Source organism: Pseudomonas graminis, from assembly GCF_013201545.1.
In the GTDB taxonomy this organism is placed as follows: domain Bacteria; phylum Pseudomonadota; class Gammaproteobacteria; order Pseudomonadales; family Pseudomonadaceae; genus Aquipseudomonas.
The window spans coordinates 2,222,827-2,236,049 of the sequence record NZ_CP053746.1 but is presented as its reverse complement, the minus strand read 5'-3'; the positions used below and the strand labels follow the sequence as shown (position 1 = coordinate 2,236,049).

At 61.2% G+C, this 13,223-nt stretch carries 12 protein-coding genes; 6 read left to right on the top strand and 6 right to left on the bottom strand.

Annotated elements, in window-relative coordinates:
* Window positions 1–2: 2 nt before the first annotated feature.
* Both tsaE and FX982_RS10065 read right to left on the bottom strand, forming a co-directional pair.
* Window positions 3–473: a tRNA (adenosine(37)-N6)-threonylcarbamoyltransferase complex ATPase subunit type 1 TsaE gene (gene tsaE / locus FX982_RS10070; RefSeq protein WP_172610533.1), complete on the bottom strand. Its 471-nt coding sequence runs from the start codon at window positions 471–473 to the stop codon at window positions 3–5.
* The gene (locus FX982_RS10065; protein ID WP_172610532.1) at window positions 461–1,957 is read right to left on the bottom strand and encodes an NAD(P)H-hydrate dehydratase; all 1,497 of its coding nucleotides are present in this window, start codon (window positions 1,955–1,957) and stop codon (window positions 461–463) included. Before FX982_RS10065 ends, tsaE begins: the two co-directional genes overlap by 13 nt.
* 62 nt (window positions 1,958–2,019) lie before the next feature.
* On the opposite strand from FX982_RS10065, the gene queG reads away from it, so the two are divergent.
* Window positions 2,020–3,141, top strand: coding sequence for a tRNA epoxyqueuosine(34) reductase QueG (gene queG, locus FX982_RS10060; RefSeq protein WP_254074890.1), 1,122 nt, complete (start codon window positions 2,020–2,022; stop codon window positions 3,139–3,141).
* Between the two features lie 9 nt (window positions 3,142–3,150).
* On the opposite strand, the gene FX982_RS10055 is transcribed toward queG, so the two are convergent.
* Together FX982_RS10055 and orn are read right to left on the bottom strand one after the other, a co-directional pair.
* On the bottom strand, window positions 3,151–3,762 hold the full coding sequence (locus tag FX982_RS10055; RefSeq protein ID WP_122533826.1) for a trimeric intracellular cation channel family protein: 612 nt from the start codon (window positions 3,760–3,762) through the stop codon (window positions 3,151–3,153).
* A 110-nt stretch (window positions 3,763–3,872) separates the two neighbouring features.
* Complete coding sequence (gene orn, locus FX982_RS10050; RefSeq protein WP_065987811.1) at window positions 3,873–4,409, bottom strand: oligoribonuclease; 537 nt, start codon at window positions 4,407–4,409, stop codon at window positions 3,873–3,875.
* A 113-nt stretch (window positions 4,410–4,522) separates the two neighbouring features.
* Here orn and rsgA point away from each other — a divergent pair, with 113 nt between their 5' ends.
* Window positions 4,523–5,554 (top strand): small ribosomal subunit biogenesis GTPase RsgA, encoded by a 1,032-nt coding sequence (gene rsgA, locus FX982_RS10045; RefSeq protein ID WP_172610531.1) that lies wholly within the window; start codon window positions 4,523–4,525, stop codon window positions 5,552–5,554.
* Between the two features lie 119 nt (window positions 5,555–5,673).
* On the opposite strand, the gene motB is transcribed toward rsgA, so the two are convergent.
* The gene (gene motB, locus FX982_RS10040; RefSeq protein ID WP_172610530.1) at window positions 5,674–6,729 is read right to left on the bottom strand and encodes a flagellar motor protein MotB; all 1,056 of its coding nucleotides are present in this window, start codon (window positions 6,727–6,729) and stop codon (window positions 5,674–5,676) included.
* Between the two features lie 3 nt (window positions 6,730–6,732).
* Window positions 6,733–7,584, bottom strand: a complete 852-nt coding sequence (motA, locus tag FX982_RS10035) for a flagellar motor stator protein MotA (RefSeq protein ID WP_037015764.1) — start codon at window positions 7,582–7,584, stop codon at window positions 6,733–6,735.
* 213 nt (window positions 7,585–7,797) lie between these two features.
* Between motA and FX982_RS10030 the strand changes: the two genes are divergently transcribed.
* The 4 genes from FX982_RS10030 (at window position 7,798) to FX982_RS10015 (ending at window position 13,182) form a co-directional block, all read left to right on the top strand.
* Window positions 7,798–9,333, top strand: a complete 1,536-nt coding sequence (locus tag FX982_RS10030; RefSeq protein ID WP_172610529.1) for an HDOD domain-containing protein — start codon at window positions 7,798–7,800, stop codon at window positions 9,331–9,333.
* Between the two features lie 46 nt (window positions 9,334–9,379).
* Complete coding sequence (locus FX982_RS10025; RefSeq protein WP_172610528.1) at window positions 9,380–10,195, top strand: rhodanese-like domain-containing protein; 816 nt, start codon at window positions 9,380–9,382, stop codon at window positions 10,193–10,195.
* Between the two features lie 53 nt (window positions 10,196–10,248).
* Complete coding sequence (gene asd / locus FX982_RS10020) at window positions 10,249–11,118, top strand: archaetidylserine decarboxylase (RefSeq protein WP_172613021.1); 870 nt, start codon at window positions 10,249–10,251, stop codon at window positions 11,116–11,118.
* Between the two features lie 279 nt (window positions 11,119–11,397).
* Entirely contained in the window at window positions 11,398–13,182 is a 1,785-nt protein-coding gene (locus FX982_RS10015) for a molecular chaperone (protein ID WP_172610527.1), read from the top strand.
* Window positions 13,183–13,223: the final 41 nt, after the last annotated feature.

Sequence of the window (13,223 nt, the reverse complement as noted above, 5' to 3'; positions counted from 1 at the left end):
GTCTATTTAAACGAAGGCGCCAACGCTGCACGCCACATCTCGCCACGCGAGCTTTTTGGGCTCAGCGTCAACGCTCGACCTTCATCGAGCGGCCTTATGGTAATGATCAGGTCAGGCTTTGGCAAAAAGCCTGCACCCAGATTGGGCCATTCGATGAGACAAAGGGCATCGCCTTCGAAATAGTCCCGGATGCCGAGGAATTCTAGCTCTTCTGGATCAACAAGTCGGTAGAGATCAAAGTGATACGCGCGGTTTCTCCCGATTTCGTAAGGTTCTACCAGCGTAAACGTCGGACTTTTTACCGCGCCGGTATGGCCCAGGCCGCGGATGATTCCTCGGGACAGCGTAGTCTTGCCCGCCCCCAAGTCGCCCTCCAGAAAAATAATCCCATTGCTTTCAGTCACTTGGGCAATGCGTGCGCCGAAGTGGGTCATGGCCTCTTCACCCATGAGCTCCAGGGTTAGCTCAGACACGGTTGATGCTCCTCCAGAAGGTGGCGAATAACAGGAATCAGATCAGCGGCAGCGAGCCCTCGCCCGCTGGCGCCGCATTGCTCACCGGCGAGGGCGTGCAGCCAGACACCCAGACAGGCAGCGTCGTAGGCGCTCATCTTTTGCGCCATCAACGCGCCGATGACACCCGACAGCACATCGCCCAGCCCGCCGGTTGCCATCGCCGGATGGCCGTGATCGGCCAGTGCGAGGTCACCGGCAGGGTTGGCGATCAGGCTGCCGCTGCCTTTCAAAACGCACACGGCATTGAATTTCTTAGCCAGCGCCCGCGCTGCGGCCGGACGATCGGCCTGAATGTGCTTGGTGTCGGAGCCCAGCAGCCGCGCGGCCTCGCCAGGATGCGGGGTGATCACGCAGCCCTCGGGCAATTGCACCGCGCCGGTCGCCAGCTCATTCAACGCGTCGGCATCCCATACCTGCGGCAACGGTGCGTTGGCAGCCGCGGACAACAGGCTTTTCCCCCAACTGTGCTGGCCGAGGCCCGGACCGACGACCAGTACCGACGCGGGCTCGATCAACGCGCGGAGCTGATTGGCCGAGCTGATGCCGGCGCTCATGACTTCAGGGAATCGCGTCAGCGCGGCGCTGACATGTTCCGGCCGCGTGGCAAGCGTGACCATACCGGCGCCGGTGCGCAGCGTGCTTTCGGTGGCGAGCAATGCAGCGCCGCCGAAACCCCGATCGCCGCCGATCACCAGCACGCGACCAAACAGGCCCTTGTGGGCGATGGGTGAGCGAGGCGCCAAAGTGGGCAGATTGAAGGTGTCCAGCCGTTTGACGCTGATAGGGGTGTGCCGAACGATCTCGGCGTCCGCCTGCAAGTCATCGAACACCAACTCGCCCACCCGCTCGGGCGCATCGCCGGTGAACAGCCCGATCTTGAGGCCGATGAAGGTGACGGTCAGATCGGCGCGGACTGCGCAACCGAGGGTTCGTCCGGTATCCGCGCACAGTCCCGAAGGGAGATCGACGGCCACGACCGGCAATCCACTGTCGTTGATGGCGTCAATGGCCGCAGCATAAGGCGCGCGCACGTCGCCCGTCAGTCCGGTGCCCAGCAGCGCGTCGACGACAATGCCGGCCAGCGCCTGCTGTTGCCAGGGCTGAATATCGACGTCGGCGGCAACCGCTTCTTCATAGGCGGATCGGGCATCGCCGGCCAGCGCGTCGCTATCACCCACGGCCAGCACGTTAACCTGCCAACCGGCGCGCCGGGCCAGCGCAGCGATGAGATAGCCATCGCCGGCGTTGTTGCCGCGACCGGCCATCACCGTCAGTTGTTTGCCCTCGGGCCAGCGGCGACGTATTGCCCGCCATGCCGCATGGGCGGCGCGCTGCATCAGCTCGAAGCCGGGTGTGCCGGCGGCAACGAGGCGCGCGTCGAGGTCGCGCACTTGGGCAGCGCTGTACAGTGCGTCGGGAAATGAGGGTTTGCTGTGCAACATGCGTCTTTGGGCTCCGATGTCTGGCAGAATTATACGCACCTGCGCCCCGGTGTCCTCTTTGCATGTCCGCGATAACTGTAGATCCATCCACAGCCTCAGTGCCTTTAACGGCAGCCGGGCTGACAGACCTTGCCCAATCGATCAAGGCATGGGGGCGCGAGCTCGGCTTTCAGCAAGTCGGGATCTCGGGACTGGACCTGGCCGAGCACGAGCAGCACCTGGAGCGCTGGCTCGACGCCGGGTATCACGGTGAGATGGACTATATGGCAGCGCATGGCAGCAAACGTTCGCACCCGGACGAGCTGGTGCCAGGAACGCTGCGTGTGGTGTCGTTGCGCATGGACTATCTGCCCGGCGACACGCAGATGGCTCAGTTACTGGGGCAGCCTGAGAAAGCCTACGTGTCCCGATACGCGCTTGGCCGTGATTACCACAAGCTGATTCGCAAGCGCGTGCAGCAACTGGCGGAGCGCATTCAGCAGGCGATCGGGCCCTTCGGGTTTCGCGCGTTCGTCGACAGCGCACCGGTGCTGGAGAAAGCCATTGCCGAGCAGGCCGGGCTGGGCTGGATCGGCAAGAACACCCTGGTACTCAACCGCAAGGCCGGCAGTTATTTCTTCCTCAGCGAGCTGTTCGTCGACCTGCCGCTGCCGGTAGACGCGCCACACGCCACCGAGCATTGCGGGCGCTGCACGGCGTGCCTGGACGTATGCCCGACCAATGCGTTCGTCGGGCCCTACGTGCTGGATGCGCGCAAATGCATTTCCTACCTGACCATCGAGTTGAAGACGTCGATACCCGAAGACTTGCGTGCATTAATCGGCAATCGGGTGTTCGGCTGTGATGACTGTCAGATCGTCTGTCCGTGGAATCGCTTCGCCCGTCCGACCGATCAAACCGATTTCAAACCCCGCCACGGCCTCGATAACGCCGAACTGACCACGCTGTTTTTGTGGGATGAAACGACATTCCTGAACAACACCGAAGGCTCACCATTGCGGCGTGCCGGGTATGAGCGCTGGTTGAGAAATCTGGCCGTGGGACTGGGCAACGCGCCGTCTACTATTCCGGTGATCGAAGCGCTGAAGGCACGGCTGGAGCATCCGTCAGAGATGGTGCGTGAACATGTGGAATGGGCGTTGCGGCAACATGAAGCCAGGTCCGCAGCGCGTTTGCCGTCATAGCGCGCCGACTCAATGCCCGTCCTTGTAAACAAACTTGGGCATTTCCCAGCGAAACCGAATCGCCAGCAACCGCAGCAACAACCCACCAAACAGCGTGATCAGCGTGCCCTGCTCCACCGGCAAGCCGGCGTACTGACACAGCAAAAAACACCACGCGGCGGCAAACGATACGCTGGCATAAAGCTCACGGCGGAAGATGAGGGGGATGTCGTTGCAGAAAATGTCCCGCAATATCCCGCCAAACACGCCGGTAATCACCCCGCTGACGGCGGCGACGGTCATGCTCAAGCCCATGTCCAGGGCGGTCATGCAGCCGATTAGCGTAAAAGCGACCAAGCCCAATGCATCGAGCACCAGAAACAGTGAGCGCAGATGGCGCATCAGCGGAGCGATGAAAATCGTCACCAGCGCCGCGACACTGGTGAGGATCAGATACTCCGGGTGCTTGACCCACGTCAGCGGGTAATGCCCCAGCAGCACGTCGCGAACCGACCCGCCGCCCAACGCCGTGATGCACGCGATCAGCACCACGCCGAACCAGTCCATGCCGCGACGGCCTGCGGACAGCGCGCCGGTCATGGCTTCGGCCGTAATGGCGATCAAGTAGAGCATCAACAACATGGCGGCAGTCCCTGCGAGAAAGGGGCGCAGTCTAACCACTTGACCCGGGCACCAAAAGAGAGCGTTTAGCCCTCTCCAGGCGACCGTGCTCGGCCACCAACGCCCTTTCATCAAGACTTGATGAAATGCTCGCGGTAAAAGCGCAGTTCGGCGATCGACTCACGGATATCGTCCAGCGCCAGGTGCGTGCTGCCCTTCTTGAACTTGAGATCCGGCGACCAGCGTGCGGCCAGTTCCTTGAGGGTTGAGACGTCGAGGTTGCGGTAGTGAAAGTAGTTTTCCAGCGTCGGCATGCGCTTGTACAGGAAGCGACGGTCCTGACAGATGCTGTTGCCGCAGATGGGCGAACTGCGCTCGGGCACCCACTGCTTGATGAACTCAAGCGTCATGGCCTCGGCTTCGTCATTGGAGATTTTGCTTTCGCGCACGCGCTGGGTCAGGCCGGAGCCACCGTGCTGACGGGTGTTCCACTCGTCCATCCCGTTCAGAAGCTCGTCGCTCTGGTGAACCGCGATGACCGGGCCTTCGGCCAGGGTGTTGAGCTCGCTGTCGGTGATGATCGTTGCCATCTCGATGATGACGTCGTTATCAGGGTCCAGACCGGTCATTTCCAGGTCGATCCAGATCAGATTCTGTTTGTTCTGCATATGTCGGCTCCTCAGCGTTGGCGCGCAGTTTAGCCCACCCGGGCGTGCTAGACTCGCCCGCGCTTTATCAAATCAGCACCTTTATGCGTCTTCAAACGGAACACTGAACACCCATGGCCAAACGCCAACTCAATCGCCGCCAGAACTGGCGCATCGAAAAGATTCAGGGCGAACGCGCAGCGCGTGCCGCCAAACGTGAATCAACCGCTCTCGAAACGCTGGAAGGCGGCGATCTCGGTCCCGAGCAAACGGGTCTGGTCATCGCGCATTTTGGCGTGCAGGTAGAAGTCGAAGCGCAGGACGGCGAGCTGCAGGGTCAGGTTTTCCGCTGCCACCTGCGCGCCAACCTGCCGGCGCTGGTCACCGGCGACCGCGTCGTCTGGCGCGCCGGCAATCAGGGCATCGGCGTCATCGTTGCGCAGTTGCCCCGCGATACCGAGCTGAGCCGCCCGGACAGCCGAGGCCAGTTGAAGCCGGTCGCCGCCAACGTTGATTTGATCGTCATCGTTTTCGCACCGATGCCCGAACCCCACGCCAACCTGATTGATCGTTATCTGGTTGCCGCTGAGCACGCGGGTATTCGGCCGTTGCTGCTGCTGAACAAGTTTGACCTTATCGACGATCAAAACGCGCCTGCGCTGAATGCGCTGCTGGCCGTTTATCGCACGCTGGGTTATCCGGTGCTGGAAGTGTCGGCCCACCACGGCGACGGCATGCAGCAATTGCAGGACCAGCTGGATGGCCACATCAGCGTGTTCGTCGGTCAGTCTGGCGTCGGTAAATCCTCACTGGTCAACAGCCTGCTCCCGGAAGTCGGCACCCGCGTAGGACCGCTGTCGGAGTATTCGGGCCAAGGCACGCATACCACCACCACTGCGCGCCTGTTTCACTTCCCGCGCGGCGGCGACCTGATCGACTCACCGGGCATTCGCGAATTCGGCCTCGGCCACGTCAGCCGTGCCGACGTCGAAGCGGGCTTTATCGAATTCAACGATCTGCTCGGCCGATGCCGCTTCCGCGACTGCAAACATGACCGCGAACCCGGTTGTGCCTTGTTGCAGGGCCTTGCAGACGGCCGCGTGCAACAGCAGCGCATGAACAGCTATCGCTCGATCATCGTAAGCTTGCCGGAAAGCAGTTACTGATTCAGCGGTAGTGGCCAATCCGATTTAGGCCTTCCCGGCTGACTGCAGTCCCAGCGCTTGAACTGCGCAAACAAAAACGCCGCGATCATCGCGGCGTTTTTGCGTCTGCAACCCAGGTATCAGTTCCTGGTTTCGTCGATCTTCAGCTGGCCCTGATCGAAGATGTTGAGCTTCTGCCGAATCTCGTGGGGCTGGGCGTAAGCCTGCGGATCAACTGCAGGTGTGGAGGTCGATGCCCCCGGCTGGTTGGCCGGTCCGGCAGCGCCAGGCACAGGCGCTGGCGAAGCGGCTCCCGGTGCATCAGGCGTTTGCGGTGCTTCACCTGAATTCTGCGCACCCTCGATACGCTGCTGCGCTTTCTTGGTCATCACCACAATGTCGATGCGACGATTGATCGGATTTTGCGGGTGCTCCTTGTCATACAGTGCCGAAGACGCATAACCCACTACGCGCGCCACCTGCTGATCCGGATACCCTCCCGCGAGCAACGCCCGGCGAGCGGCGTTCGCTCGACCCGACGACAGCTCCCAGTTGCCGAAGCCGTTGTTGCCGACAAAAGGCGTCGCGTCGGTGTGGCCACTGACGCTGACTTTGTTCGGCACCGCTTTGATGGTGTCGGCCATGGCCAGCAAGATGTCTTCAAAATACGGTTTGAGCTTCGCACTGCCGATGTCGAACATCGGGCGGTTTTCGGCGTCCGTGATCTGAATACGCAAGCCGTCCTGAGTGATCTCTAACAGAATCTGGTCCTTGAACTTCGCCAGTTGCGGATTCTCGTTGATCTTGGTCTGCAACTCTTGCAACAGCATCTCCAGACGGTCCTGCTCGACCTGCTCGGCGGCGGCGTCCTGTTGATCAGCGTCGACCGGCACGCGATCCGGCGCAGGCGTGGATTTCACCTCCGGGTTCAGCGTCTGGTCAGGGGACATTTCCGGCGACCCCCCCAGATCAATCACATAGGGCGAGCCACTGTCGGAAAACCCTACAGGGTCTTTGAAGTAACCGGCGATGGCGATCAATTGTTCCGGCGTGGCCGACGACATCAGCCACAGCACCAGGAAGAACGCCATCATCGCCGTCGCGAAGTCGGCAAATGCGATTTTCCAGGCGCCGCCGTGATGCCCCCCGCCGTAGCGCTTTACGCGCTTGATGATGATCGGCTGATTATTTTCCATGGATCAACGACCGCGAACAGCTTGTTCCAGCTCGCTGAAGCTGGGGCGATGGGCCGGATAGAGCACCTTGCGACCAAACTCCACGGCCAGCGAAGGCGGCACACCGGACGCCGACGCTACGAGCGACGCCTTGATCGATTCATAGACGTTCATTTCTTCCTTGGCATCGTGGGCCAGGGAAGTGGCCAACGGGCCAAAGAAACCGTACGCCGCGAGAATACCGAAGAACGTACCTACCAGCGCCGCACCAACGTGCATGCCGATCGCTGCCTTGTCGCCGGACCCCAGAGACGCCATGGTCACGACGATACCCAATACTGCAGCAACGATACCGAAGCCTGGCATGGCATCGGCGACACCGGTCACTGCGTGGGAAGGATGCTCGAGCTCTTCTTTCATGCTCAGCAATTCCATGTCGAACAAACCTTCCAGCTCGTGGGGCGCCATGTTGCCGGAGGACATGATGCGCAGGTAATCGCAGATAAAGGCGATCATGCGGGTATCTTTGAGCACGCCAGGGTATTTAGCGAAGATCGGGCTGTTCTCGGGCTCTTCGATGTCGCCTTCGATGGCCATCATGCCTTCGCGACGGCTTTTGTTGAGGATCTCGTAGACCAGGCCCAGCACTTCGAGGTAGTAGCCATGGGTGAACCGGGTGCTGAACATCTTCAAAGACTTCTTGATGACCAGCATGGTCATATAGCCCGGGTTGGCTTGCAGGAATGCACCCAGCGCCGCACCGCCGATGATCATGACCTCGAAAGGCTGGATCAACGCAGCGATCTGACCGTGGGACAGTACGTATCCGCCGAGAACGCTCGCGAAAACGACGATGATGCCGATAATTTTTGCCATAGGTAGAAAATACTTACTGAGTCGGGTTCATGGTCATTGTGCGAGAAGCGCTTGAAACTCTTGTCCTGCTTATCGGCATGAATGCGCCAGACTATAGTCAGATCATAGGAAAATGCTGATCGATGCATGGCGCAGGACGTGGCGTCCATGAGGGCCAGCATGATGCCAGTACCCGACATTGACCAAAACCTCCCAGCCGTACGGGTGTTGTGAATGCAATCAGATAAAGCTTCTTCGCTCCCTGTTCCGCGCACCCTCGATACCTGGATAAAGCAGCTCGACGGCATCGCCTTGCCGGTGCCCGCCGTGGCATATAAACGCGTGCAGGCGGCCTTGACCGATAGCCGCCGCTCGCTGCGCGATATCGCCGACCTCATGCAGGACAGCCCGGCGCTGGTGCTCAATGTATTGCGCGAAGCCAACTTGAACAGCCCCGCCACCGCTCAGCCTGCGGAGAGTCTGGAAGTCGCCATCAACCGCCTGGGTCTGGCGCGTACCGAGGCGCTGCTGGCGCGGTTGCCGAGTGTCGATGCACGGGATATCCCCATGGCGCTGCGCCAGATACAGCTGATCAGTCAGCACGCCATGCAACAGGCTTACGGCCTGTTCGCCAATCAACTGGCCCGGCTGTGGCAGGACATCCATCTGGGCAGCCTGCTGTTTCTCTCGCCCCTCTGGCCGTTGGCGCTGGCCCACCCCAAACTGCTGGAAGAATGGGAATTGCGGGTTATCCACAAGGGCGAATCTGCCAAGACCGTGGAGCAGGCACTGTTTGGCGTGCGGCTGGTGCGTTTGTGTCAGGGGCTGGCACAGCATTGGCGCCTGCAGGTCTGGGTGACCCAGGGTTACGAACTGCTGACCTCACAGCAACGCAATCTGGTAAGCGTGCTGCGCATTGCCCACAGCAACGCCGACCCGCTCAGACAGCAACAGCAACTCGACGCCGACCTCCCGCTGCGCCGCTGGCTGAACCAGCCCGCCAATACAATTCTGCTGGCCAACGGGCTCGCGCTGTCGGCGCACCAGGCGTGGGACACGCCGCACAGTCTGCGCTGGCAGCTATTGACCAGCCTGTACCTGCAGCAGCCACTCGACGAGCTTCAGCAGCAGGTTCATCAGAACGCGGCGGCCAGCGCTCGCCAGCATTCCGGCCCGGATATCTGGCACCCGGCCCAGGCGTTGCTCTGGCCCTGGAATAGCCGTCGGGTTCATAAAGGCCTGCTGCCCGCCCCGCCGCCATCGCCCGATGCCTTGCAGCTGTGGCGCAAACACTGCGCCGATCTGCTGAAAGAACCCGGCATTTTTATCAATGCGATGCACCTGACCACCTGCGCCCGGGATGCGCTGGTGGCGGCAGGCATGCAGCGGGTGGTGCTGTTGATGACCGATCGCAAGACCGACAGCCTGCGCGTGCATCAGATCGCGGGTGTAGACAAGTCGGCTGCTGCGCTGCTGGTCCCCTACAAGGACAGCACTGTGTTGCAACGTCTGTTAGCCCAGCCAACGCAGTTGCGTCTGACGCCGGCCAACAACGCCCAGTTTTCTGCGTTACTCCCGGCGCAACTGCGCAATTTGTTCAGCGGCGAAAACCTGCTGATTCGCTCACTCGCCAGCAATGGCCGCGTGGTGATGATGGTGATGGCCGATCAGGGCGGCGGACCGTTTTCCGAAGTTTCCGTCCAGGCTTTCGGCAAAACCGGTCAGTGCATCGAGAAAGCCCTCACCACCTTTAGCCATCGCAATGGCTGACGGCTGAGCTACAATTCGCAACCTTTTCGCGATCCGGAGACGCTAGATGTCTGCCTTTTCAAGCTTGCCGCTGGTCATCGAGCCCGCAGACCTGCAAGCACGCCTCAGCGCGCCAGAGCTTATCCTGGTCGACCTGACCAGCCCGGCCCGCTATGAGGCCGGCCACATTCCCGGCGCGCGATTCGTCGATCCGAAACGTACGCAACTGGGCCTGCCGCCTGCGCCGGGGCTGCTGCCCTCGCACACCCAGCTCGAAGCGCTGTTCGGCGAACTGGGTCACAATCCCGACGCTGTGTACGTGGTCTACGACGACGAAGGCGGTGGCTGGGCCGGCCGGTTCATCTGGCTGCTGGACGTCATCGGACACAAAAAGTATCACTATATCGACGGCGGCCTGCTCGCCTGGCAAGCCGAGGGCCTGCCACTGTCGAAAGAGGTGCCAAAAGCCGTCGGCGGTCCGGTTTCGCTGACCTTGCACGACGAGCCCACCGCCTCTCGCGAATACCTGCAAAGCCGCCTGGGCGCCGCTGACCTGGCGATCTGGGACGCGCGAGCGCCGACGGAGTACTCAGGCGAAAAAGTCGTCGCTGCGAAGGGAGGCCACATTCCCGGTGCCGTGAACTTCGAATGGACCGCCGGCATGGATCAGGCGCGCAACCTGCGCATCCGCAAGGACATGCCGCAGATCCTCGAGAACCTGGGCATTACCCCGGAGAAAGAAATCATCACTCACTGCCAGACCCATCATCGCTCGGGCTTCACCTATCTGGTGGTCAAGGCGCTGGGTTACCCGAGGGTCAAGGGCTATGCAGGCTCGTGGGGCGAGTGGGGCAACCATCCGGACACCCCGGTCGAAAAATAAAATCGGCGCCCACGTTGCGTCGATTCGTATTCCCTTTTTCAAACGTTTTAGGAATTTTGATGAAACAGCGTCTATTTATCCTTTTCCAGTATCTGCTTCCCCATCATTTGCTGTCGCAACTGGCGGGCTGCGTGGCCGAATGCCGCGTTCGCTGGTTCAAAAACGCGTTTACCCAATGGTTTGCGCGCCGCTATCAGGTCGACATGTCCCAGGCTCAGGTCGAGGACATCACCGGGTATCAGCACTTCAATGACTTCTTCACCCGTGCCCTCAAGCCGGGCGCTCGCCCCTTGGACCCGACACCGGGGGCGATCCTCTGCCCTGCGGACGGTGCGGTCAGCCAGCTGGGCCCGATCGAACACGGCCGAATTTTCCAGGCCAAAGGCCACAGCTACAGCGTGCTGGAGCTGCTGGGCGGCGATGCGCGTCTTTCCGCGCCGTTCATGGGTGGCGAGTTCGCGACGGTTTACCTGTCGCCAAAGGATTATCACCGCGTTCACATGCCGCTCGCCGGCACCCTGCGCGAAATGGTCTACGTCCCAGGCCGCTTGTTCTCGGTGAACCAGACCACGGCGGAAAACGTGCCGGAGCTGTTCGCCCGTAACGAGCGCGTCGTGTGCCTGTTCGACACCGAGCGCGGTCCGATGGCCGTCGTGCTGGTCGGCGCCATGATCGTTGCCTCGATCGAAACCGTGTGGGCGGGCCTGGTCACGCCGTACAAGCGCGAGCTCAAGACTTTCCGCTACGACGAAGCAGCGCGCGCGCCCATTCATCTGGAAAAAGGCGCCGAGCTGGGTCGCTTCAAACTGGGCTCTACGGCCATCGTGCTGTTCGGGCCCAATCAGGTGAAATGGTCCGAACTGCTGGCCGCCGGTTCGCCCGTTCAGATGGGTCAGGGCCTCGCGCTGCCATTGCAGGCCTGATTCTTGCCTTAACTCATACCTGAAGGGCGTGATGCTGTTTTTCTGGCGCGAACTGTCATCGACAGTCGCGTTATCACGCCTCACTCAGGATGCTGCGTCTGGCCGGGTACACCGCCCCAGACTGCGACAGTTGCAGGATGCTGCTAGAGTCCCCTGTCAGTGCTGTAGGAAACTTCGCTTTCAGTGGACGTAAACGTGCTTTTTTCGCTCGGCGAAGGTCCTTGACCCAGAGTTCGACGCCGCCGTTCAGGCCTGTGTTTGTTGGAGTTTGCCTGTCACATGAGTTATTTAAGCCTCCCACTGTTGTTGCGCGCACCTGTGCCGACGCAGTCGAGCCTGTCGTTCTGTGACGCGACGCCAAAAGACATGAAGCGTTGGATCGCCACGCTGCCCAAGGCCAATCTCGGTGAAATGGCACGCCAGCTCTATCAAGGGCTCGGCGAGCTGAACCAGTTGCTCACCCCCAGCGACAACCGCATGCAGCTCCTTGAACTGCTTCGCCCGGAAGTCTTTTTCGTGTGCAGGCACCTGGAGCGTCACTTCCTGAACCAGTCGGTCGTTCTCGAAGAGCGTCCTCGCAAAGTCGCCAACCTGTGTCAGGCCCTGCAGAACCACCTTGCCATTGGCTACAAACAGATCATCGCGCGGGTTGCCGTAAAGCTCACCAAGGACCGCATCAGCTTGCTGACCACCGCCCTTCAGCGCGCACTCAGCTGCCTGAACGGCCCGCTTATCCGCGCCAACCAGCTTTACTGCCCGGTGCAGGACGGCCTTTGGCTGGAGATGCATCAGATCTACCAGATCGCCCGCCAGCATCAATTGCAGAACGTGCCGGTTGCCGACAGCCTCGCCCACAACACCCAGGCGATGAGCGTTGAACAGACGTACACCGTTGCGCTGTTAATGGGCTGTTCGCGCTGCAATCAGATGCGCCAGCACAACATCGGCAAGCTGGCCGAGGCGCTGGATGCGTGGAGCGCGATGGTCACGCTGCAGCAGCCGCTGACCAGCGACAGCCTGTACGCGGTGTCGCCCGGCACGGACACGGCGCCACGCTACGCCGCACTGTACGACGACAATCAGCGCCCGAATTTGCTCGGTATCGACCCCCGCCCTTTGTCGGCTGCACTGGAGCGCTACACCGAAACGGCCGTCGAAGAGCGCTCGAAATCCGCGCTGAAAGTGCCGCCAGGGTTGTCCATCGACGTCCTGCAACACCTCGCGGCCGCTTGGGGCGATGTGTCGGAACGTGCGTTTCAGCGCACGCCAGGGCAAGGGACCCTGACCGTTTGCGTGGGCATGAGCGCTTTGCACTATTACGTCGGTGGTCAGCAGTCCTTCAGCGACCTGCTGCAAATGTCGACCCTGTCCCGAGTCGTCGATTACACCCTGCAGCCCTTGAAGCCGGTTAAGCATGATCCATGGGCGCAGACGGCAGACGCGCAACGCCATGGCACGTCCGACAGCATGTTGCCGTTCGAGGAAATCGAATACAAACGTGACGATGCCGACGGCAGCGGGGCGTCCGACGGGCAAAAGAGTTTCCCGACGTACGCCCTGCATATCGTCAATCACAGCCCTGGCGGCTACTGTCTCGCCTGGCCGAAAGAAGTACCTGACCAACTTCAGGCCGGAGAGATGATCGGCATTCAGGACCATGGCCACGGCTGGAGCATCGCGGTGGTGCGCTGGGTGCGGCAGGTCCGTGGCGGTGGCATGCAGATGGGCGTCGAATTGATCGCGCCCTTCGCCCAGGCCTGCGGCATGCAGCTGACACGCGCCGAGCAGAGCAGCCAGTTTTTGCGCGCGCTGCTGCTGCCGGAAGTTCGCGCCATCGATGTGCCCGCGACGGTGATCGCACCCAGGTTGCCGTTCGAGGATGGCTCCAAGGTGCTGATCAATACCAGCGGCGAACAGCGACGCGCGAGCCTGAGCAATCGCCGTGCGACGACGGGGAGCTACAACCAGTTTGAGTATCAGATTATTGAAGGGCCGAAAAAGGCCGCCGCGCCAGACGGCGGGGGCCCTGAGCAGGAATTCGACTCGCTGTGGACGGTGCTGTAAGCCATCGAGGCATCCCTTGCAGATGCCTCAACGTCCACGCC

Excerpts from the sequence above, each read along its gene's own strand:
- FX982_RS10065 (WP_172610532.1), bottom strand. The coding sequence starts at position 1,957 with ATGTTGCACAGCAAACCCTCATTTCCCGACGCACTGTACAGCGCTGCC.
- queG (WP_254074890.1), top strand. The coding sequence starts at position 2,020 with ATGTCCGCGATAACTGTAGATCCATCCACAGCCTCAGTGCCTTTAACG.
- FX982_RS10055 (WP_122533826.1), bottom strand. The coding sequence starts at position 3,762 with ATGTTGTTGATGCTCTACTTGATCGCCATTACGGCCGAAGCCATGACC.
- orn (WP_065987811.1), bottom strand. The coding sequence starts at position 4,409 with ATGCAGAACAAACAGAATCTGATCTGGATCGACCTGGAAATGACCGGT.
- rsgA (WP_172610531.1), top strand. The coding sequence starts at position 4,523 with ATGGCCAAACGCCAACTCAATCGCCGCCAGAACTGGCGCATCGAAAAG.
- motB (WP_172610530.1), bottom strand. The coding sequence starts at position 6,729 with ATGGAAAATAATCAGCCGATCATCATCAAGCGCGTAAAGCGCTACGGC.
- motA (WP_037015764.1), bottom strand. The coding sequence starts at position 7,584 with ATGGCAAAAATTATCGGCATCATCGTCGTTTTCGCGAGCGTTCTCGGC.
- FX982_RS10030 (WP_172610529.1), top strand. The coding sequence starts at position 7,798 with ATGCAATCAGATAAAGCTTCTTCGCTCCCTGTTCCGCGCACCCTCGAT.
- FX982_RS10025 (WP_172610528.1), top strand. The coding sequence starts at position 9,380 with ATGTCTGCCTTTTCAAGCTTGCCGCTGGTCATCGAGCCCGCAGACCTG.
- FX982_RS10015 (WP_172610527.1), top strand. The coding sequence starts at position 11,398 with ATGAGTTATTTAAGCCTCCCACTGTTGTTGCGCGCACCTGTGCCGACG.